Origin of the sequence: Marinobacter sp. UBA2688 (assembly GCF_002352785.1) — a bacterium.
GTDB classification, from domain to species: domain Bacteria; phylum Pseudomonadota; class Gammaproteobacteria; order Pseudomonadales; family Oleiphilaceae; genus Marinobacter; species Marinobacter salarius.
Genome location: NZ_DELU01000024.1, coordinates 367190 through 387092, shown reverse-complemented (window position 1 = coordinate 387092; position 19903 = coordinate 367190). Strand labels below are relative to the sequence as shown.

18 protein-coding genes are annotated in these 19903 nt (G+C 59.0%); 10 read left to right on the top strand and 8 right to left on the bottom strand.

Features of this window, described 5'->3' with window-relative positions; genetic code table 11:
* Position 1 precedes the first annotated feature (1 nt).
* The 3 genes from B3M52_RS14940 to B3M52_RS14930 are packed head-to-tail and all read left to right on the top strand — an operon-like array spanning position 2 to position 1660.
* A complete protein-coding gene (locus B3M52_RS14940) occupies positions 2 to 322 on the top strand; it encodes a DUF2288 domain-containing protein (RefSeq protein ID WP_036211125.1) in 321 nt (106 codons plus the stop codon).
* 18 nt (positions 323 to 340) lie between these two features.
* Entirely contained in the window at positions 341 to 712 is a 372-nt protein-coding gene (locus B3M52_RS14935; protein WP_036211122.1) for a hypothetical protein, read from the top strand.
* 36 nt (positions 713 to 748) lie between these two features.
* Positions 749 to 1660 (top strand): lysine exporter LysO family protein, encoded by a 912-nt coding sequence (locus tag B3M52_RS14930; protein ID WP_041332476.1) that lies wholly within the window; start codon positions 749 to 751, stop codon positions 1658 to 1660.
* 4 nt (positions 1661 to 1664) lie between these two features.
* Here the strand turns inward: B3M52_RS14930 and B3M52_RS14925 are convergent, their stop codons facing one another.
* Both B3M52_RS14925 and B3M52_RS14920 read right to left on the bottom strand, forming a co-directional pair.
* Positions 1665 to 2873 (bottom strand): HD-GYP domain-containing protein, encoded by a 1209-nt coding sequence (locus B3M52_RS14925; protein WP_041332477.1) that lies wholly within the window; start codon positions 2871 to 2873, stop codon positions 1665 to 1667.
* Positions 2870 to 3679: a TatD family hydrolase gene (locus tag B3M52_RS14920; protein ID WP_036211116.1), complete on the bottom strand. Its 810-nt coding sequence runs from the start codon at positions 3677 to 3679 to the stop codon at positions 2870 to 2872. The genes B3M52_RS14925 and B3M52_RS14920 overlap by 4 nt, the downstream gene beginning before the upstream one ends.
* Before the next feature lie 118 nt (positions 3680 to 3797).
* On the opposite strand from B3M52_RS14920, the gene B3M52_RS14915 reads away from it, so the two are divergent.
* Positions 3798 to 5069 carry a D-amino acid dehydrogenase gene (locus B3M52_RS14915; RefSeq protein WP_075195632.1) on the top strand — a complete coding sequence of 424 codons (1272 nt, stop codon included), beginning with the start codon at positions 3798 to 3800 and terminating at the stop codon, positions 5067 to 5069.
* Positions 5066 to 6313 (top strand): methyltransferase, encoded by a 1248-nt coding sequence (locus tag B3M52_RS14910; protein WP_075195633.1) that lies wholly within the window; start codon positions 5066 to 5068, stop codon positions 6311 to 6313. Before B3M52_RS14915 ends, B3M52_RS14910 begins: the two co-directional genes overlap by 4 nt.
* 5 nt (positions 6314 to 6318) lie before the next feature.
* Here B3M52_RS14910 and B3M52_RS14905 read toward each other — a convergent pair whose 3' ends face one another.
* The 3 genes from B3M52_RS14905 to B3M52_RS14895 all read right to left on the bottom strand — a co-directional run bounded on the left by B3M52_RS14905 (position 6319) and on the right by B3M52_RS14895 (position 10610).
* The gene (locus B3M52_RS14905) at positions 6319 to 6795 is read right to left on the bottom strand and encodes a DUF4124 domain-containing protein (RefSeq protein WP_075195634.1); all 477 of its coding nucleotides are present in this window, start codon (positions 6793 to 6795) and stop codon (positions 6319 to 6321) included.
* Between the two features lie 128 nt (positions 6796 to 6923).
* On the bottom strand, positions 6924 to 8132 hold the full coding sequence (locus tag B3M52_RS14900) for an OmpA family protein (RefSeq protein ID WP_041332481.1): 1209 nt from the start codon (positions 8130 to 8132) through the stop codon (positions 6924 to 6926).
* A gap of 147 nt (positions 8133 to 8279) precedes the next feature.
* On the bottom strand, positions 8280 to 10610 hold the full coding sequence (locus B3M52_RS14895; protein ID WP_075195635.1) for an ATP-dependent helicase: 2331 nt from the start codon (positions 10608 to 10610) through the stop codon (positions 8280 to 8282).
* Between the two features lie 185 nt (positions 10611 to 10795).
* On the opposite strand from B3M52_RS14895, the gene B3M52_RS14890 reads away from it, so the two are divergent.
* The 3 genes from B3M52_RS14890 (at position 10796) to B3M52_RS14880 (ending at position 14091) form a co-directional block, all read left to right on the top strand.
* A complete protein-coding gene (locus B3M52_RS14890; protein WP_075195649.1) occupies positions 10796 to 11176 on the top strand; it encodes a DUF2237 family protein in 381 nt (126 codons plus the stop codon).
* Positions 11177 to 11180: 4 nt separating this feature from the next.
* Positions 11181 to 13322: a tRNA(Met) cytidine acetyltransferase TmcA gene (locus B3M52_RS14885; protein WP_075195636.1), complete on the top strand. Its 2142-nt coding sequence runs from the start codon at positions 11181 to 11183 to the stop codon at positions 13320 to 13322.
* 73 nt (positions 13323 to 13395) lie between these two features.
* A complete protein-coding gene (locus tag B3M52_RS14880; RefSeq protein WP_036211096.1) occupies positions 13396 to 14091 on the top strand; it encodes an ankyrin repeat domain-containing protein in 696 nt (231 codons plus the stop codon).
* 41 nt (positions 14092 to 14132) lie between these two features.
* Here the strand turns inward: B3M52_RS14880 and B3M52_RS14875 are convergent, their stop codons facing one another.
* Positions 14133 to 15236 carry an enoyl-CoA hydratase/isomerase family protein gene (locus B3M52_RS14875; RefSeq protein ID WP_286749810.1) on the bottom strand — a complete coding sequence of 368 codons (1104 nt, stop codon included), beginning with the start codon at positions 15234 to 15236 and terminating at the stop codon, positions 14133 to 14135.
* 135 nt (positions 15237 to 15371) lie between these two features.
* Here B3M52_RS14875 and B3M52_RS14870 point away from each other — a divergent pair, with 135 nt between their 5' ends.
* Positions 15372 to 15710, top strand: a complete 339-nt coding sequence (locus B3M52_RS14870) for a c-type cytochrome (protein ID WP_286749809.1) — start codon at positions 15372 to 15374, stop codon at positions 15708 to 15710.
* A 12-nt stretch (positions 15711 to 15722) separates the two neighbouring features.
* Here the strand turns inward: B3M52_RS14870 and ppnN are convergent, their stop codons facing one another.
* Positions 15723 to 17117, bottom strand: coding sequence for a nucleotide 5'-monophosphate nucleosidase PpnN (gene ppnN, locus B3M52_RS14865; RefSeq protein ID WP_286749808.1), 1395 nt, complete (start codon positions 17115 to 17117; stop codon positions 15723 to 15725).
* Between the two features lie 162 nt (positions 17118 to 17279).
* Here ppnN and thiI point away from each other — a divergent pair, with 162 nt between their 5' ends.
* On the top strand, positions 17280 to 18734 hold the full coding sequence (gene thiI, locus B3M52_RS14860) for a tRNA uracil 4-sulfurtransferase ThiI (protein WP_286749807.1): 1455 nt from the start codon (positions 17280 to 17282) through the stop codon (positions 18732 to 18734).
* A 3-nt stretch (positions 18735 to 18737) separates the two neighbouring features.
* Here the strand turns inward: thiI and B3M52_RS14855 are convergent, their stop codons facing one another.
* Positions 18738 to 19751: a histone deacetylase family protein gene (locus B3M52_RS14855; RefSeq protein WP_286749805.1), complete on the bottom strand. Its 1014-nt coding sequence runs from the start codon at positions 19749 to 19751 to the stop codon at positions 18738 to 18740.
* Between the last annotated feature and the right edge of the window lie 152 nt (positions 19752 to 19903).

Sequence of the window (19903 nt, the reverse complement as noted above, 5' to 3'; positions counted from 1 at the left end):
CATGGTTGCGAAAGAATCGCCAGAGGAACTGAAACACAAGCTGAATCTGGAAACGTCCCGGATTAATTGGCATGACCTGCAGGTGTATTATGCCCGTGGTCATGTCGTGAAAGTGGTCCCGGAACTGGACCTGCTGGATGTGGCGGCAGAACTGTCAGCGGACAACAAGGCCCAGTTTGAGCGTTGGTTGGCCGATAACAAAGTGGGCGATGTCGCTCCGGATCTTGCCCGCCACTGGTATGACGAGAACACGGAACTCTGGGCAGTGGTGATTGCGCCCTGGGTGCTGGTGCAGGACAGGTCCGGGCATGTACTTCACTGAAACTCCTGGAATAAGGCCGTGAAACTGCATTACTTTCATGGGCGTGGCCCGCTACGGGCATTGGTTATGGTCCGGGAACAGCGCCGGGTTGAATTGTTCATCAAACCCGTCGGTGAGGACATCTGGGCGTTGGTGGCACTCAGTGGTTCGGTGGACGGCCAACCAGAAAAACATCGCTGCCAGGGCCCCTATCGTTCCATTTCCCAGGCGGAAGCGGTGTTGCGCAGTGTTGCGGGCGCGCTGATGGGGCAGGATTACCAGCCCCAACCCAACGACTATGTGGTCTGGTCGGTGATGGCCCAGCGCCTAGCGCGCACCATTCGAACCGATCGCGATGCCAGTGCAGGCAAGTTTCATTTTGATCCCGATCAGTACGAACCTATCGGCTGATCTTCTCCTCCCCAATACACTTTTTTCGAGGACTTCATGCTGACCGGCGCACTGCTGATCCTGGCACCGCTTTTCCTGGGTTTTGCCCTGGCACTTGAGAACCGCCATCTGATGACGGCCATTCACTACGGCGTTGAAGGGCTGGTGTACTTTATCCTGGCACTCTTGGGGCTGAGCCTCGGGCAGATGGAAGGCGTTGGTGGCCAGTTGGCCAATATGGCGTCCCAGGTTGCCGTGCTCGTGGTGGTACTGTTTGTGGCCAACATGGCGGGGCTGTGGCTGTTTCACCGTTGGCAGCCGATGGCAGCGCGGGAGGATCATGTGGACCAGCCTCGTGGCTATCGTCGCCTTTTCCTGGCGGGGTTGAAGCCACTGTTGGCGGTTGTGGTGGGTGGTTTGGCCGGTTTCTACTGGCTGCCGGATATGCCCATGGCCGAAGACGTGGCGACCTGGTCGCTAATGTTGCTGCTGTTTCTGATTGGCCTGCAACTGCGCAATGCCGGCCTGTCCCTTCGTCGGCTGCTGCTCAACCGACAGGGGTTGGGCATTGCGTTAGCGCTGGCCGGGAGCTCTCTGCTCGCTGGTTTCGCAATGGTGCCTTTGCTGGACGCCGCCTGGCATGAGTCGTTGGCACTGGCGTCCGGGTTTGGCTGGTATTCCCTGTCCGGTATTGTGATTGGCGATGCCCTGGGGCCGTCCTGGGGCGGTGTCGCCTTTCTCAATGATGTGATCCGGGAGATTATTGCGCTTGCGATTATTCCGCTGTTAATTGGCCAGCGACCGGCCATGGCCATCGGCTATGGGGGGGCGACTGCCATGGACTTCACCCTGCCTGTGATTCGCAGCAGTGGCGGCCTGGACTGCGTGCCCGTGGCGATTGCGTCGGGGTTTATCCTGTCGTTCCTGTCTCCCATCCTGATGGCCGTGTTCCTGTCCATGGGAGGGTGATGTTTCAGAGCAGGAACTTTCTGACGTCGATCTTGTAGTCTTCCGGGTCCACGGAACGCAGAATCCGGTCCTGGGTACCCGGTTTCGCCAGGTTCAGGGTGTCAACGGTGATGGGCATGCGAAAACGGGTGTCATACATCACGCGCAGCACGGGCAATCGCTGGTCCTCGTCGTTGGTCTCGATGACGACACCGAGCCGGCCGCTTTCCAGAAGCACTAGTGAGCCAATGGGGTAGAGCCCCACACAACGAATAAACTCTTTCACCAGGGCGGCGTCCAGATGGCTGCCGCTCCACTCCAGCAGTTTCTTCAGGCCCTGGGTCGGGGTCATGCCCTTGTGATAGACGCGGTCTGAGGTAATGGCGTCGTACACATCGGTAATGGCCACCATACGACCGTACACGGAGATTTCCTCGCCTTTCAGACCCTCGGGGTAGCCACTGCCGTCCAGGCGCTCATGGTGCTCTGCGGCAGTAACGATGGCCAGTTCGCCAATACCCTCTGTTGCCTTGAGAATATCCCGCGAATGCCTCGCATGGGCTTTCATGACCTCAAACTCTTCTGGCGTTAGCCGTCCCGGCTTGTGGAGAATGTCGTCCGGCGTCAGGATTTTGCCGATGTCATGGAGCAGTGCACCAACAATGGTTTGGTGTAGCGCCTCCGAAGGCAGCTTGCGGTAGTTGCCAAACAGGGACATCAGCACGCTGAGATTGACCGAATGCTCCAGCAGATAGTTATCCTTCTCACGGATACGGCCCAGGCAACTGAGGGCATTGGCGTTGCGCAAGATAGAGCTCTGGAGCTCGTCAGCCAGTTGGTGAATGGGGGCTATGTCGATGGCCCCTTCAAGCTTCACGCTGTTCATCAGGTTGCCGACCAGCCCCTGAGCCTGGTTGTGCACCTGCTGGGCGAACACCATTTCCTCGGCCACTGCTACCCGTTTGAAAACGCCGGGAGTCTGTTCGCCGGCGCGCTGCAGCGCGGACTCGTTGCGGCGATCGACTTCGTGGGCTGGTTCCGAATCCTGGGAATCCAGGCCCTTGGAGACATCGATGTAGACGTAGTCCACCCCCATCCGGCGGATTTTTTCAACGGTGTCCTCTTTTTTGATCACGCCGCGACGGCGCTGGGTGTTGTGAGGAATCCAGTCGTTGTTCAGGTCGGTGATGTACATGCCGACCTTGAGCGCGGAGACGGGGATGCGTTTGATCATCGCGGCTGGAAGAACGTTCTCAGGCTGTTGTCATAGGTTGTAGCCAGTACGTTCTCCAGCGGTAGTTGTTTCACCTCGGCGATTTTCTCGGCAACAAATGGTATGTAGAAAGGTGCATTTTCCTTGCCGCGATAGGGAACCGGGGTCAGGAACGGTGAATCCGTCTCCAGCAGGATCTGCTCGATGGGTGCCATACGCACAATGTCACGCACGTTTTCGGCTTTGTTGAAGGTGGTGATGCCGTTAAAGCCCAGGCACCAGCCTTCGTCCAATGCGTATTGCGCCAGCCCCGGGCCTGACGTGAAACTGTGGATGACGCCGCGGCGCTTAAGAGTACCTTCGAACTCCTTCAGGATGTCGATGGTGTCGTCATCGGCCTCGCGGCTGTGGATGACCACGGGCCGGTCGGTGTCACAGGCGATCTGCAACTGGCGGCGGAACACGTCACGCTGAACGTCCCGGTCTGCGTTGTCGTAAAAGTAGTCCAGGCCAATTTCGCCCACTGCCACGATCTTGTCGTCGCCAGCGTGCGCGCGGATTTCCGCCTCGGCGGCATCGGAATACTGTTCGGCATCGTGGGGGTGTACCCCTTGCGTGCCATACACCCAGGGGGCTGTTTGGCTCAGTTCACGCACGGTAGCCAGATTGTCCGGTGACACAGCGATGGTGATCACACGTTCGATATTGACCCGCTGCGCTTCGGCCAGGGTTTCCGCCAGGGGGCGATCCTTGAGGTAATCCAGATGGCAGTGGGTTTCGATAATCGGTTGATCGAAAACGGGAATGTCGCGACGTTTCTTGCTCATTGGCGGTTACTTCACTCCATCGCAACCAAAGCGTTGGCTGCTATCCTGAGAACTTTGTCACAGTAGTTTATCAGCTTGTTCGATTGTTGACCTACATTGCTGTCATAGGGAGAAGTGCATGCACATCATTGTTGTTGGTGCCGGCGTGGTTGGCGTAACCACGGCGTATGAGCTGCAAAGCCGGGGCCATCAGGTAACCGTGCTGGAACGTCACAGCGCGGCTGGGAATGAAACCAGCAAAGGCAACGCCGCCCAGCGCTCCTACGGGGTGGTCTATCCATGGGCAGACCCATCCATGGTGTTGAAGGCCATCCCCTGGTTATTCAAGAAGGACGGCCCGCTGAAAATGTCGGTGCCGCCATCCATGGAAACCTTGCGGTTTATGTTCGCAACGCTGCGCTACGCCTGGTCGCCTGGCCTGTTTGGCCTGAACAAGCGCGCCATGATACGCCTTGGTATTCATAGCCGTGAACGCTTCCTGGCCCTTGAAAAGGAGCTTGATCTGCCGTTCGACGGCGGCCACCAGGGCCTGCTTCACCTTGCCAGCACCCCGGAAACCCTGGAAAACTACCGCGAAACCCAGCGGTTGCTCGACGAACTGGGTATCCCCTCCCGATTGCTCACTCCTGAACAGGTTCGCGAAGCAGAGCCCGGCATGATCGGGGATGGCCCACTCTACGGCGCCCTGAGCTATGACACGGATGGCACCGGTGATTGTCATCTGTTCTCCCGTGAACTGGCCAAGGCCTGCGAAACGAAGGGGGTGCAGTTCCGCTACAACACGGAAACCGAACATTTGGTGGCTGATGATCGGCGGGTAACGGGGGTGACCATCCGCAAGGACGATGGCACATCGGAAACCCTTGAGGCAGACGCTGTGGTTGTCAGTGCCGGTTGCTGGTCGGGGCATCTTACCCGTCCCCTGGGGCTTGAGTTGCCGATCTACCCGGTGAAGGGCTACAGCTTTACGGTGCCCTTGAAAGACCCTGGCCGCGCGCCGGTGTCGACCATCCACGATGACAACTACAAAGTGGTCTCGACCCGTCTGGGAGAGAGACTACGCGCCTCCGGCTTTGTGGAATTGGACGACTTCAACCGCGACATTCCGGAAGCCCGGCTGGCGACCATTCGAAAGTCCGTGGAATCCCGTTTTCCCGGTTGCGCCGATCTGGAGGCCGCCGAGACCTGGACCGGTTTTCGCCCCATGACTCCGGACGGTCCTGCCATCATCGGTCGAGGCCCCCGGGAGAACCTGTTCCTCAACACCGGGCACGGCACCTTTGGCTGGACCCTGTCGGCGGGCAGCGCTTCGGTGATTTCCCAGTTGATTGATGGGGAGGCGCCGTCGGTGTGCCTGGATGCTTTTCGGCCTGGGCGATTTTCCGAGTGACGTTACCTTCGGCGGCGAGTTCACATCACCGCGCTGACGCTTTTTATCGGCGCTGGCAGCGCTTGAACGATTGGCTGGCGCAGCATCGTGAGTTCTGGCAACCGGCGCCATTCGCTGACCCGAGCCCGGCCTGGACGAAGAACTGGCCGGCATTGGCGGACCGGGTTGCCCGGCTCTCTGACAGCGACTGTGTGCAATGGGACGATGATCCTGTCGCGCTGGCTGAATGGGTGGCCGTGGAGCTGCCTTCTTTCCGGGAGTTCGGTGAGCTGACCGACATTCAGCCACTTGCCATCGAATCCGCCGATCAGAACACCTTGCCTGAGGTCCGGGCAACGGATATGCCCGGGCGTAAGCGGCTTCAGGCCGGTGCCTTTGCAAGCGCTATCCAACCCTTGAAGCACAGCGTACTGGACTGGTGTTGCGGCAAGGGCCACCTGGCCAGAACCCTGGCACCCCTGTGCGGGGGTGACGTAACCGGGTTTGAATGGAACGCGACCCTGGTGGACGATGGCAACCTCCTGGCCGGAAAGTTCGGGGATGCGGTTACCCTGCAGTGCCAGGATGTCATGGCCGAGAACCTGACGATGCCGCCCGACGCTCACGGTGTTGCCCTTCACGCTTGTGGTGACCTTCATCGCAGGCTGATGCGTAAGGTGGCTGGCGAGGGCCTGCCAAGGGTGAGCGTTTCACCTTGCTGCTACCACCTGACGGAAGCGTTGGACTACCAGCCTCTTTCCAGGCGCGTCCGGGCTTCAAAAAATGGCTTGGAGCTGACCCGCAACGAGCTGCGACTGGCCGTCAGGGAAACCGTGACCGCACCGAAGCGTGTGCGTGAGCAAACCCGCAGGATCAGTCGTTGGCGTCTCGGGTTCGATGGTCTTCAACGGCAGCTTCGCGGCGTGGATGCCTACCTGCCGGTGCCGTCGCACCCGACGCGGCTGACGAACGGCGATTTTGCCACCTTCTGTCGCTGGGCAGCCGGCAATAGGGGGCTGGAACTACCCGGGGACACAGACTTTGGTGTCTGGGAACGTTATGGCGAGCGGCGACGGCAGGAAGTGCGCCGCCACGAGCTGGTGCGCCACCTGTTTCGGCGGCCACTGGAGCTTTGGGTGGTGCTGGATTATTCAATGTTTCTTGAGGAACAGGGGTATGACGTTCGGCTGGGGACCTTCTGCGAGCGCCAGCTGACGCCCCGCAATCTGCTGATCGACGCCGAAAAAAGGTCTGTGGACTGCTAAATGGCTCAGGGCTTTCGGTACACTACATCTTCCACGCAGCCGTCCCGAAAATACACGTAGGTCAGTTCATAAAGGGCGCCATAGTATTTCGTCTGGTATACCCAGGTTTCCTGGGGTGTGGGGTAGGTTTCCGGAGGTCGGCCAAAGGCTTCTAGAACATGCTCTTTGGTCATGCCTTTCACCACCTGTTCCCGCACCAGATAGCGCCGCAGGTCGGTGGAGTTAATAAAGCGGCAGGTGTCTTCACTGATCGCCTCCTGTGTGCTTTTTTCCGGTTCTTCCACTGTTTCATCACGCTTGGGTGACGGCGGGAGGTTCTGGCCAAAATTGCCGCCAATCCGGTTGTCACGGATGGTGATTTCCTCGGAGTCTTCCCCGCAGGGCTGGTCCGAAAAGCGAGTATCACCACCGGCATCGCACCGGTAAACCTGGGGCCACGCAGCAGCGGGTATACCCCATGTGAGAATAAAGACGAACAACATTCGCTTCACGGCATTCTCTCGCGAGCATGAAATTAAGGGCGCCTGCCCGCCAATAAAAAAGGCGCCCGAAGGCGCCTTTTCGTTGAGCTGATCTGCACAGGATGTCTGTACAGGATCAACGTCGACGCTTAACGGCGAACCTGAATGCGAGCCTCAACCCGACGGTTCTCCGCGCGGCCAGCAGCGGTCTCGTTACTGGCAACCGGCTCGGACTCACCGTAACCAACGGCATTCACACGGTCCTCACTGATGCCCAGGGCATCGGTCAGCCGGGTGGCAACTGCCTCGGCACGGCGCTGGGACAGGAAGCGGTTGTATTCCGCCTCGCCAATGCTGTCACTGTGACCGGCGATTTCCACGTTGGTTTCCGGATACTCGAGCATGAAATTGGCGACGCGGCGAATTTCATTGTCGAAGGCATTGCCGATCACCGAACTGTTGGTCGGGAACTGTACGTTCAGCTCGATGGTTTCGACGGTTTCTGTCACGCCTTCACAACCCATGGCATCCACGTCTGCGCCTGCAGTCGTGCCGGGGCACTGGTCCGCGCTGTTCACCACGCCATCGTTGTCGCTGTCCAGTTCACAACCACGGCTGTTGACGCTGGCGCCCGCCGGTGTGTTGGGGCACTGGTCCATGCTGTTGGCGACGCCGTCACCGTCGTTGTCACGCTCACAACCATTGCTGTCAACGTTCACACCTGCAGGTGTTCCGGCGCACTGATCGCGGTTATCCGGCACGCCATCGTTGTCGCTGTCTGCGGCTTTGCGTGGTGAGGGCTTTGAGTCCGCGACGGTGCGAGAGAAGGCAAAGCTCAGGCCAAGGGTTGCCTGGGTATCGAAGGTGCTTTCGTCAATGCCATGGAACTCGCGCAGGTCCGCGCGAATGGAAACGCTGTCACTGACGTTGTAACGGAAGCCCGCCCCGACGTTGACGCGGGTTTCGTCATGATTGGAACCGGCTGTCTGGTAGCTCAGCACATCGTCGCCGAAGTCCGCGTGGCCGGCACCAGCCGAGACATACGGATTCCAGGCTTCATCCTGGCCGGCAAAGTAATAGAGGCCGTCCAGTCGATATTCTTCAAAGTCGCTACTGCCATTGACGTACTTACGATCGGCATCCGCCTTGGAATAGACGCCTTCCACGGCCCAGTTGGGGTGGAAGCGAAATTCCGCGCCAATGCCCAGGGTGCCGGTTTCACTGAGGTCGCGCTTGTCGTCAAACAGCTGGAAGCCGGCAAACGGGTTCAGGTAAATGGTTTGCTCGCGTTCGGCGAGTGCGGGGGTCGCAAGGGATGTCGTCAGGGCCGCAATGGCCAGTGGGCGCATGATATTCATGCAGAACCTCCTGTTCAATTATCGTTGTAAAAAGTACTCATGTCGTACTTTCGCATAAAGCATTGCTGCAGCGTACTTACGTGAAATTTAAGTCAGGGGATTCAAAAAAACAAAAAAAGAGGGCCAGTGTTACGTCCGCAATTGTACTCAGGCCCTTGATGACATGGCGGTAAAATACAGGTGGGCACTTTTTTTGCTGAAATTCAGGGTGTCACCGTTGTCGAAAGCGACTTCGAAGGACCGTTCGTCCTCCCCCGTCACTGAGCCCGGCCCGAAGATGGCATGGCTGAGACGGTTTCTTGCCCAGAGCGGTGTCGTCTCCTCGGCCGTTGCTTCCGTACTTGTCTGCAATGTGACGCCTTGAAGGTGCGCATAGCGAAGACCGGTCGACGTCAGTGGTACGGTGGCTGTCAGTGCGTCAGCGCTGTCGCAGGAACGCCCGCCCAGCCACTGGCCAAACTCTTGGGACAGTGGAAAGCACAACTCATCGACAAACCGGCTTGGGCCCTGGTCGCCGTCAAGGTGTCTTTTTTCTCCGAATGGCCGGGTGATCAGGTGTAGCTGCTCCCGGGTTCGGGTCATGGCCACATAGAGCAGGCGGCGTTCACTTTCCAGGAAGGCCTTGGGGTCGTCCTGGGCTCGGGGGCTGTAGGGCAGGTACTTCTCCTGCAGTCCCGGCAGTATAACGGTCGACCATTCCAGGCCCTTGGTTCGGTGGATGGTGGAGAGCAAGGCGCCGCCATGGCGATTTTCACCCGCCTGTTTCTTCAGAGCCTTGAGGTGTTCCAGCGCGCCGTCAATGCTGACATCGAGTCCCGAGAGGTACAGCCGGAAGCCCCGGATGGTCTCGATGCGTTCGTCCGCGGTTTCATGGGTCAGTGCCAGGCTGCGAATGCCCTCGTAGAGTTCGGTTTCCTCCGCATAGCGGGATATCAGATCTGCCACTGAGCCTTTGAAGCGCTCCAGCTGTGCCAGTGTTTCCCCCAGCTTGCGGAGCTTTTTGGCCGCCATGGGGGCCAGTGCGTCAAAGTCCATGGCCAGCAGCCGCTCGTGCCAGCCCTCGCCGAACCCAGCCAGAAAGCGTGCCAGCTGTTCGAGCTCGGGCTCCTTGAGGCCCACATGGGGGAAACGCAGCAATTGCCGGGCAATATCAAGCCGGTCTTCATCAGGCAGATTGCGAATCCGGCCCGACACCACCATCAACAGGCTGGTGATGGCCTGAACCTCGCGACTGAACAGGGCTCCCTTTCCGGCGTCGATACGGTAGGGCACTTGTCGCGCGAGCAATTTCAATTCGATAGGAACACTCTGGCTCCACACCCTGAACAGGATCGCCGTGTTGGCAAGTGCTTCGTCGTCCATGGGTTGCAGTAGTTTCAGGACGAGATCACTGTCGTTTTCCTGCTGGTGCAGGGTGATGCCGGTCTCAGGTGTGGTTGGATGGGAATGGCAGAGCACATCCTTGCGACCGGTGTTGTGACAGATCAGGTGATTGGCCAGCAGAGCCACCTGATGGCCATACCGGAAGGTATAGCTCAGGGTCTGCTCCAGTGGGCTTTCAAACTCTTCGCTGAAACGCCTGAGTATAAAATCGGGTCTGGCGCCCCGGAATTCGTAAATCGTCTGATCCGGATCGCCCACGACAGTCACCCGTGCCCGGTCACCGGCCACGTATCTGAGCAGTAGATGCTGGATTTCGTTGGTGTCCTGATACTCATCCACCAGTACCAGGTCCATTTTGTTGCCGACCAGGCGCTGTAAGGGCGGGTTCTGGTGAATGGCCATCACCGGTTCGTACAGCATGTCGGCGTAGCTGATGCGGCTCTGGGATTTGCGCCACTGTTCAAAGCTGTGGAACAGGTCGATCAGGTAGCGGTGTTTGTCGGAATAGCCGAGTTCCTCAAAGACGATGTCCACCGGGGACAGGGTGGTTTTCACCAGGTCGATGAAGTTAACGGCGGTTTCGACAAAGTCTTTCTTGTTGCGGCGGATCTCGTCGGCCAGGTCTTCTGGCGCCAATCGCCGTGTAAGCTGCCAGGCCTGATAGCTGATTTCCTGGTCGGTGAGGATCTTGTCGGAAAACCCGGGCAGGAAACCCTCCCGCACGAACCGTTTGTAAAGTCGTAACCCCATGGCGTGGTAGGTGCGAATTTCAGGTGTCGCCAGGCCCAAATTACGTGTTACGTCCTGAAGTTTGTGTTCAAAGTCCACCCGCGCAGCGCGGTTGAACATCAACACCAGCATACGGTTCGGATCATGCCCCTGTTCCAGCAGATAGCGGATGCGCCAGGCCAGAGTGGACGTTTTTCCACTGCCCGCCACGGCGGTGATTACCGCATGTTCAAAACCTGCGGTGATGATGGCCCTTTGCTCATCAGTGAGGTAATCGGGCAGATTGGAGGTTTCAGGTATTTGGGGTGGGGGCGACATGCTGTGTATTGTACCCGGCGACTGGTAGTGCTGATACTGGTGCCGCATAATCCTGTTACTTTTGTGCGTGGCATCTGGAGTAAGTCGCTCATTGGGTGCAGGAGGATTTGGATAGCCGCTTCCAAAACACGCTCAAGCACATCCCTGTGGCGCTTGAGCTCCGCCATCCATGGCTCCGCACAGTTTTGGAAGCGGCTATCCAAACCCTCCCCCTAATTTTGGAGAATGATGTTATGGCTGCAACGGCTGAACCGGTGAACGTGCTGGGTGAAAAGTTGGAAGTGTGTGGTACAGATCCGGAAACCGGGTTTTATCGGGATGGGTGTTGCAACACTGGCCCGGATGACCTGGGGGCCCACGTTGTCTGTGCAGTCGTCACAGATGATTTTCTGGAATATTCAAGTGCTCAGGGTAACGATCTGAGTACACCAAGACCTGAATTTGGTTTCCCCGGTTTGAAAGAAGGGGATTCCTGGTGCCTGTGTGCATCCCGCTGGCAGGAGGCGTTTGAGGCCGATAGTGCGCCGCGTGTGAAGTTGCGTGCGACGCATCGTTCAGCGTTGAAGTATTCAAAGCTGGAAGATCTTAAACGTCACTCCGTGGATTTGAGCTGAGTGGATGGCGGATCAAATCGGGCCTGATCTGGCCGGGTGGCAGGAGCTGCAAGCCGGGTTGCGGGCTGCCGGACATCGGCGGTTGGTGGTTCTGGAAGGTGAGCGGGCAGCTGCTCTTACGTGGCTGCGTGAACTTCTTCCAGTATTGTCGATAGCGCCAGGCGTCTGGACCGGGCCGGTTGAGGATCAGCCGGAATCCTCGCTGACCTCGATCAAACCGGTCGAGGGACGTCGCTGGCTGGGACAGGAACTGGCTTGCGTGGTCTGGGATGGCTGGCAGGGGAATCCGCCGGACGGTTTTGCGGCGTTGTCGGGAACCCTCGCGGCCGGTGGTCTGTTTTTCTGGCTGATGCCGAAGCTGGAAAACTGGGACGGTTTCGACGATCCGGATTATCGGCGCACCGGATTGGACGGAGCCGGTCAGCATTCGTTTGCGGCTCGTCTGGCCGGAGTTGTGGCCGGTGATCCCGATAGTATTCGTATCAACCCGTCTGTTGACCCTCAGCCGCCACTGCCAACGGCTGAACCACCCCGCGATGCCTTCCGGGTAGGCGCCACCGATGACCAGCGTGCGCTTGTGGAAGAGGTTGTTCGAACGGGGCTGGGGCGGCGCCGGCGACCGCTGGTGGTGACGGCGGACCGGGGGCGGGGTAAGTCTGCGGCACTGGGCCTGTCGGCGGTTCGTCTTCTGAATGAAGGGCGGCGGCGCGTGGTTGTGACGGCGCCCGGGCCGGATGCGGTGAAAACATTGTTTCACCACGCCCGCCTGGCCAGCGGGCAGGCCTCTGATCCTGACATGGGCACGGGCGATGTTGCGGTGGGCGATCAGGGGCGGCTGGAGTTCTGGCCCCTGGACCGGCTGCTTGCTGAAAAGCCGGAGGCGGAAGTGATCATGGTGGATGAAGCCGCCGCCGTACCGGCAGACCTGCTCAAGCGGATACTGCTGGGTTGGCCCAGGGTGATTTACGCTTCCACGGTGCACGGTTATGAAGGTTCCGGTAGAGGCTTTGCCATCCGTTTTCGCTCGGTGCTGGATGCCGAAACGCCTCACTGGCGCAACACATCGCTTACGGCGCCCATACGATGGTCTGCCTCTGACCCCCTGGAGCCGTTGACGCGTCGGATGTTTTTGCTGGATGCCCAGGCACCACCCGTCAGTGATGACGAAGTGAATATCGCCGTTGAACGCTGGAACCCGGGTACCGCAGAAGACAATGAATTGGAGGAGGCCTTCGGTTTGCTGGTGGATGCCCACTACCGGACCTCACCCGGTGACTTGCGCCAGTGGATGGACGATCCGGCCGCGGTGAGTTGGCGTCTGACCCGGGGTGGTGTTCTGGTCGGCGTGCTATGGGCGACGGTGGAAGGGGGGCTGGACAGCGAGCTTGCAGAGCAGGTCATGTTGGGCAAGCGCCGCTTGCGGGGGCATCTCTTGCCCCAGTCCCTGGCGACCCACAGTGGATTTGCCAAAGCAGCCTGCCAGAGTCTGTTGCGCATCGTGCGGATTGCCGTGAGTGCCGAGGTTCGCGGTGAGGGGCTGGGGCAGACACTGGTGGCGGCTGCAAATGATTATGCGTGCAAGCAGGGGCTGGACGGTATCGGTACCAGTTTCGGCGGTAACGCCGGGTTGTTGTCGTTCTGGCAGCGGTGCGGGTTGGAGCCGGTTCGGCTCGGGCTGAAGCGCGAAGCCAGCAGCGGCGAGTATCCCCTGCAGTTGCTTGCCGGGGTGTCTGCGCAAGGTAAGGCGCTGACAGACCATTTGCGTGGCAGGTTGACGGAGCACTGGCTCACCCTCGTGCCGCGCAACTGGATAGACGCAGAGCCGGAGTTGATTCTGCGGATAACCTGCGGCCTTCCCGCTGACAGACCGCTCAATGAGGATGATTTCAGGGACCTGCACAGTTTTGCCCATGGCTATCGGGGCTTCGATCTGGCCTTGCCGGTACTGAGACGGCTGTCATTGCAAGCAGGCGTCGTCAACGGGATGGCTGACGAACGTTCGCGCTCCCTCTGGGCCAGGGCGGTGCTACAGGGTTGGTCGTGGCTCGAGTTGCAGGCGAACGGTGAATGCGTGGGCCGGGAGGCAGGCGAAGCGGAATTGCGCTCTCTGGTGGGCGATATTTTGCAGAACCGGCCGGACTTGTGAACCGCTCGCTTTCATTGCCGCCGACGACTGACCAGAATATCCGCAAAAATAAATCAACAGAGACTGAATCACCATGGCCCAGGGAACCGGCACCATCCTCGTGAGATTTCTGGCCGTCCTGGTCGCAAGCGCGCTGATGACAGCGTGTGCGACGAGCACAGATCCATCCAACCTTGAGCAGCGTCGTGCGTCGGTGGCGGATACGCCCTTGATGGCGGCGGTCAGCAACGGAAACCTTGAACAAACCAAGTCGCTTGCAGCCTCTGGCATGTCTTTGAACACACTGACTGAGGCCGGCACGCCGCTCTCGGCGGCGGTCAGGGCAGGCGAGGACCGAATTGTCTGGTTCCTGCTCAGCGAAGGTGCAGCGCCGGACCTGGCCACGGCAAGTGGTGTCACGCCACTGATGATCGCCTCAGGGGATGGCCATCGGCGGATCGTGCAACTGTTGTTGTCGGCCGGCGCCAGCGTAAATGCATCTGACGGCGAGGGTACAACGCCGGTGATCCGCGCAGCCCGTAACGGTCATCTTTCCGTGGTGAAAGTACTGTTGGCCGCCGGGGCGAACGTCAATGTGAATCAGGGTGGCCACTCGCTGCTGATGCACATTGTCGAAGGCGGGGATTTACTGACCGCCGAGATGCTGCTGGCGGCGGGTGCAGACGTCAACTATCGCGGTAGCGATGGGCGAACGGCTCTGGATCTGGCGCGTGCCAGCAACAACCGGGATATCGAGATGTTGCTGATCCAGGCCGGCGCCGAGCTATGATCCAGGCCGGCGCCGAGCTATGATGCGGGCTTGCGGCCCGTTCAGCTCAGTGCCATGGGGTCGTTGCTGTCGTCCAGTTCCGGCTCGAAGTGTTCTTCAACCACTGTGTCGGGCACGTCGCTGACGCTCGGGAATGACCAGACGGGCTTGTGATCCTTGTCGATCAGCCTGGCTCTAATACCCTCCCGCAAATCTGGTCGCCGAGTGCAGCGGGCGGCCATGGTGTATTCCATCCGGAAGACGTCCTTCAGTGACATTTGCTGTGCCTTCTTGAGCTGGGTCCAGACCAGCCAGGCCGTGACCGGGCAGCCGCCGCGCAGGTTTTTCACGCAGCCTTGCCACCAGTCGCTGTCGATCTCCGCCGCCAGCAGATTTTCAACAATGGCTGGGAGTTCATCGCCTGCGCTGAGCCTGGCGATGTCCTGCTCGTGGCGCGCCAGTTCACTGGTTGGCAGTGCCCTGTAGTCCGGATGCTCAAGTTGCTTGACCAGCCGGAACAGGCGGTTGTCATCAGCCGCTGATTCACCGGTCCAGCGCTCCTCCTTCAACCGCTCGATCAATGATTCCACCTGATCTGGCAGGATGGCCATATCGGCCAGGCCAACCCTCAACGCGTCAGAGACGTTCAGCCGCGCCCCGGTCAGGCCCATGAACAAACCGATGCGGCCTGGCAGCCGATTGAGGAACCAGCTTGCACCGACATCGGGAAACAGGCCTATGGTGATCTCTGGCATGGCCAGCGAGACATCGGGTGTTACCAAGCGGTAGCGGCAGGCGGAGAAAATGCCAAGCCCACCGCCCATCACCACGCCGTGGCCAATGGCGATCACCGGCTTGGGAAAGCAATGGATGGTGTAGTCCAGGCGATACTCACGGGCAAAGAATTCGGCCGGTGCGTCCGGGTCTTCGTCGCCGGACAGGGCACCATAGAGTTCGCGGATATTACCGCCCGCGCAGAACGCACGTTCACCGGCGCCGCGGAAAATGACCAGGCTGATGTGGTCGGCTTCGGCCCACTGATCCAGTACTGCCTGGATTTCTTGGATCATCGACGCGGACAGGGCGTTCAGGGTGGCGGGGGAATCCAGGGTGATCAGACCGATGTTGCCTTCCCTGCACGGGATTTCCTGAACCTGAATGGACATGTCGACTTCTCCGCATCGAATGGGGTGATTATTGATCCATCACATTTGAGCTTTGTTCTTGCTGTGCTATAAATTCGTGCAACTTGCGCACCGGCAGGATCCTGTCGGGTATAAAACGATGAGAGGGTAAAACCAATGAGACTGAAATACCACACCCTGGCCGCCGTGTTCGTGTTGGGGGCTGCCGCGCCCGCCGTTACCATCGCCGCTGGTGATGCTGAGGCCGGTAAAGCCAAGGCCGCCGTGTGCGCAGCCTGTCATGGCAAGAATGGCATCGCGGCCATTCCGGGTTACCCCAACCTGGCGGGACAGAACGAGCAGTATCTGGTGTCTTCGCTCAAGGCGTACAAAAACAAGCAACGTAACGGTGGCCAGGCCGCCATCATGCAGGGCCAGGCGGCGGGCCTCAGTGATGAGGACATCGCCAACCTGGCTGCCTACTACGCCAGCCTTCCGGCGAATGGTGGGGAATAATCCCCATCATCGTCAGGGTGTGGCGGGCGTTGCTTCGCTGATAATCCGGTAACTGGGTTCGTAAGCGCCGGAACCGGGCAGTTTCATCCGGTCCTGGGCGACGAACTCTTTCAGCATCGCTTCCAGGGGTGCCAGTAGTTCCGGGTCGCCGGAGATTTCAAACGGCCCTTTGGCCTGCACGTGGCGTATGCCGCTTTCCTTGACGTTGCCGGCGACGATGCCACTGAACGCCTTGCGCAGGTTGGCGGCAATCAGGTGAACCGGTTGATCACGGTGTAGCTCCAGCGCCCGCATGCTTTTATGGGTGGGCTCGAACGGCATCTGGAACACCGGGTCGATCCTCAGCATCCAATTGAAGTAATAAGCGTCCTGCATGGCCCGGCGGAAGGTTTCCACGTCCTTCATACCCTGTTTCATGGTATGGGCAACTTTGTCCGGATCGTCAATGATGATCTCGTACTTGCTGGCAGCTTCGTCACCCAGTGCATTGCGAATGAACTGGTCAATCATCTCGAAGTATTCCGCATTTTCCTGTTGGCCGGTAAAGACGACCGGAAAGGGCAGGTCGGCATTGTCCGGGTGCAGCAGGATGCCGAGCAGATAGAGGATTTCCTCTGCCGTGCCGACACCACCGGGGAACACAATGACGCCGTGGCCTGTCCGAACGAAGGCTTCGAGGCGTTTCTCGATATCCGGCATGATCACCAGCTCGTTAACGATAGGGTTTGGCGCTTCGGCACCGATGATGCCCGGTTCCGTCAGGCCAATGTAACGGCCGTTTTTTACCCGTTGTTTGGCGTGGCCAATGGTGGCGCCTTTCATTGGCCCTTTCATGGCGCCGGGGCCGCAACCGGTGCAAATGCTCAACCCTCGCAAACCAAGCTGATGCCCGACTTCCTTGCTGTACTGATATTCGCGCTCGTTGATGGAGTGGCCACCCCAGCACACTACCAAGTCCGGGTGACGGCCTGCCTGTAGTACGCGGGCATTGCGGAGAATGTGAAAAATCAGGTTGGTGATGCCTTCCGGGTCGTCCCGGCGCAGCCCCGCTGCGGACTGGGGGATGGAATAGGAATAGATGATATCCCGCAGCACCGAAAACAGATGCTCGCGGATGGCGCGCAACATCTGCCCATCCACGAAGGCGTGGGCGGGTGCGTTGACCAATTCCAGTTTCAGACCCCGTGGTTGTGGCACCAGGCGAACGTCGAAATCCGCATGGGCTTCCATCAGTGTCTTGCAATCGTCGGTTTCCACGCCGGTATTGAGCACCGCCAGGGCACACTGCCGGAACAGTCGATAAAGCCCTCCCTCGCTTCGGTCCTTGAGCCGGTTGACTTCAAAGTTGGAGAGGATTTCCAGGCTGCCTTCTGGAGATACCAGGGCATTGATGGTGGATTCGGTCATGAACGGAAAAACTCCTGAATGTGCTGCGAGCCCTTGGCGATAGGGCGTTACTTTTTTGTTTCAGTATAGCGGGTCTCGGGAATGCCCGATTTTGAGGCAAACGGCGAAACCGTTACACTAAGCGCTTTACTGTAATTACGCTACCCGACAGACGTCCGATTTATGAAACTCCTTATACGCCCCGCCGCTGAAGTGGCCATCAAGAGTAAACCCGTTCGCCGCCAACAGATGCGGCACCTGCGACAGAATATTCGCAAACTGCTGGCACGCCTGGACAGCGATATTCACGTTGAGGGCTCCTGGGACAGGGTTGATGTGGCCATCCCCGACGGGCGCGGCCTGGCGGGCCCGGTGATTGATGAATTGTGTCGTATTCCGGGTATTTCGACCATCCAGGAGATCGGTGTATTTCCCTGGGTAAGTATGGACGACGTGGCGGAGCAGGCAGTGGCAGCGTATGCGGACCGTATCCGTGGCAAAACATTTGCGGTTCGGGTTCGTCGCCATGGTAATCACGGGTTCCGCTCGATTGATTTGGAGCGTTTTGTCGGGGCCGCCCTTTTTGAAGTCTCCGAGCCCTACGGCGTAAACCTTCGCAATCCGGATATTGAAGTGCGTATTGAGGTCCATGAGGATCATTATCACATTGCACACCGCAAACACCGTGGTGCTGGCGGCTACCCATTGGGCGCAGTGGAAACGGTGATGACATTGGTTTCCGGTGGTTATGACTCCTCGGTGGCGGCCTACCTGATGATGCGTCGGGGGCTTCGCTCCCATTTCCTGTTTTTCAGCCTGGGCGGCCCTGCCCATGAAATTGGCGTGCGCCAGGTGGTGCATTACCTGTGGGATCGTTACGGCGCCTCCCACGGCGCCAAGTTCATTTCCGTGCCCTTCGAAGGGGTGGTTGCTGAAATTATGCGTTCAGTCAACCAGCGCCACTGGGGGGTGGTGCTCAAGCGCCAGATGCTGAAAGCCGCCTCTGACATTGCGGCCGCCAATAACGCCGCTGGCCTGGTGACCGGTGATGCCGTGGCACAGGTGTCCAGCCAGACCCTGTCAAACCTCAACGTGGTGGACCGGGCCAGTAACGAGGTGGTACTGCGGCCGCTGATTTCCATGGACAAGGAAACCATCATCAACATCGCCCGGGACATCGGTACCGAACCGTTTGCTCGTACCATGCCGGAATACTGTGGTGTGATTTCCCGTAAGCCGGCCACCCGCGCCAAGCTGCATCGGGTGGAGGAAGATGAGGCCGCTATGGACGCCCGGGTGTTGGAGCAGGCCATCGCCAGCCGTCAGGACACGCCGGTCAACCGCCTTCTGGAAACCACCCGGACGCCAGAAGAGGTGGAACTTGTGCATACACCGGCTGTGAACGATGTGATTATTGACGTGCGTCACCCGTCTGAAGGGGAGCAGTCACCACTGTATCTCACCAGCAATCAGGTGATGGAGATACCGTTCTACGAGCTGAATGAGCGAATCCAGTCGATGCCGGACGATAAGCAGTACCTGCTGTACTGTGATCGCGGCACCATGAGCCGCATGCACGCCTGCAATCTGAAGGCCGAGGGCCACACCAACATCAAGGTGTATGCCCCGGCCCGTTGATAGCTACCCTTCCAGCCCCTTGAAGAATTGCTGCACGTTGGTGCTCAGGGCTTCCAGATCATAGCCGCCTTCCTGCACCACCAGTGTGGGCAGGCCGGTGCGACGGATATCGGAACCGAGGCGACAGAAGCCTTCCGAAGAAACCGATACTTTGGCCTGGGGGTCGTTGTGGTAGATGTCGAACCCCAGGGTAAGAATCAGCACGTCTGGCTGGAACAGTCGAATGGCCGCAAGTGCTTCGTCCAGTTTGGCGAAGAAATCTTCCTCCGAGGCGCCATGGGGCATCGGTAGGTTGATGTTGTAGCCAAATCCTTCCCCTTCCCCACGTTCATCTTCATAGCCACTGACTACCGGGTAGAAATTGGTGGGATCACCATGAATCGAAACATAGAGAACATCGCTGCGGTCGTAGAAGATTTCCTGGATGCCCTGGCCGTGGTGCATGTCGGTGTCCAGTATGGCAATCCTGGGATAACGGGGTTTCAAGTGTTCTGCAGCAATAGCGGCATTGTTGAGGTAACAGAAGCCGCCGGCGGAATCCTTTCGGGCGTGGTGGCCCGGTGGGCGACAAACCGCGTAGGCGTGGCGCTCGCCGGCAACCAGGGCGTCAGCAGCGCCGAGCGCTGTCTGGGCTGACCAGTAGGCGGCGTCCCAGGTGTTTGCCCCGATGGGGCAACTGCCATCGGCCTGGTAGCGGGCAGCTTCGGCAAGGATGCCCTTGAGGGCATTCGGTGACCGAACGAAGATGTTGGAAATCACTTCGTCACCCCAGTCTTCCATCTTTGACCAGCGCCGGTGTGCGGATTCCAGGAAGCGTAGATAACCCAGGTCGTGGACCTTGGAAATCGCTCCGGCACCCTGGTCTGCCGGCTGCAACACCGGAATGCCCATGGCCTTCAGCCCTTCCAGCATTTGTGCGGTGCGATCAGGAACTTCCTGGGGCTGTCGCATCTGGCCGCGGGTGAAGTAAGTTTTCGGAAGATGCTGATCCTGAGAGGGATGAAAAAACGCCTTCATGTTCCTGCCTCCTGATAATGACATGGTTCGAGTATAGGCCCCCGCCGGCGCTGGTCAAAACACCATAGTCTGACTTTACAGTGGCGGTTTCTGCATCCACTATGAGAGACATATCACACTGACGCAAACCCCAATTTATACATTCCGAGAAC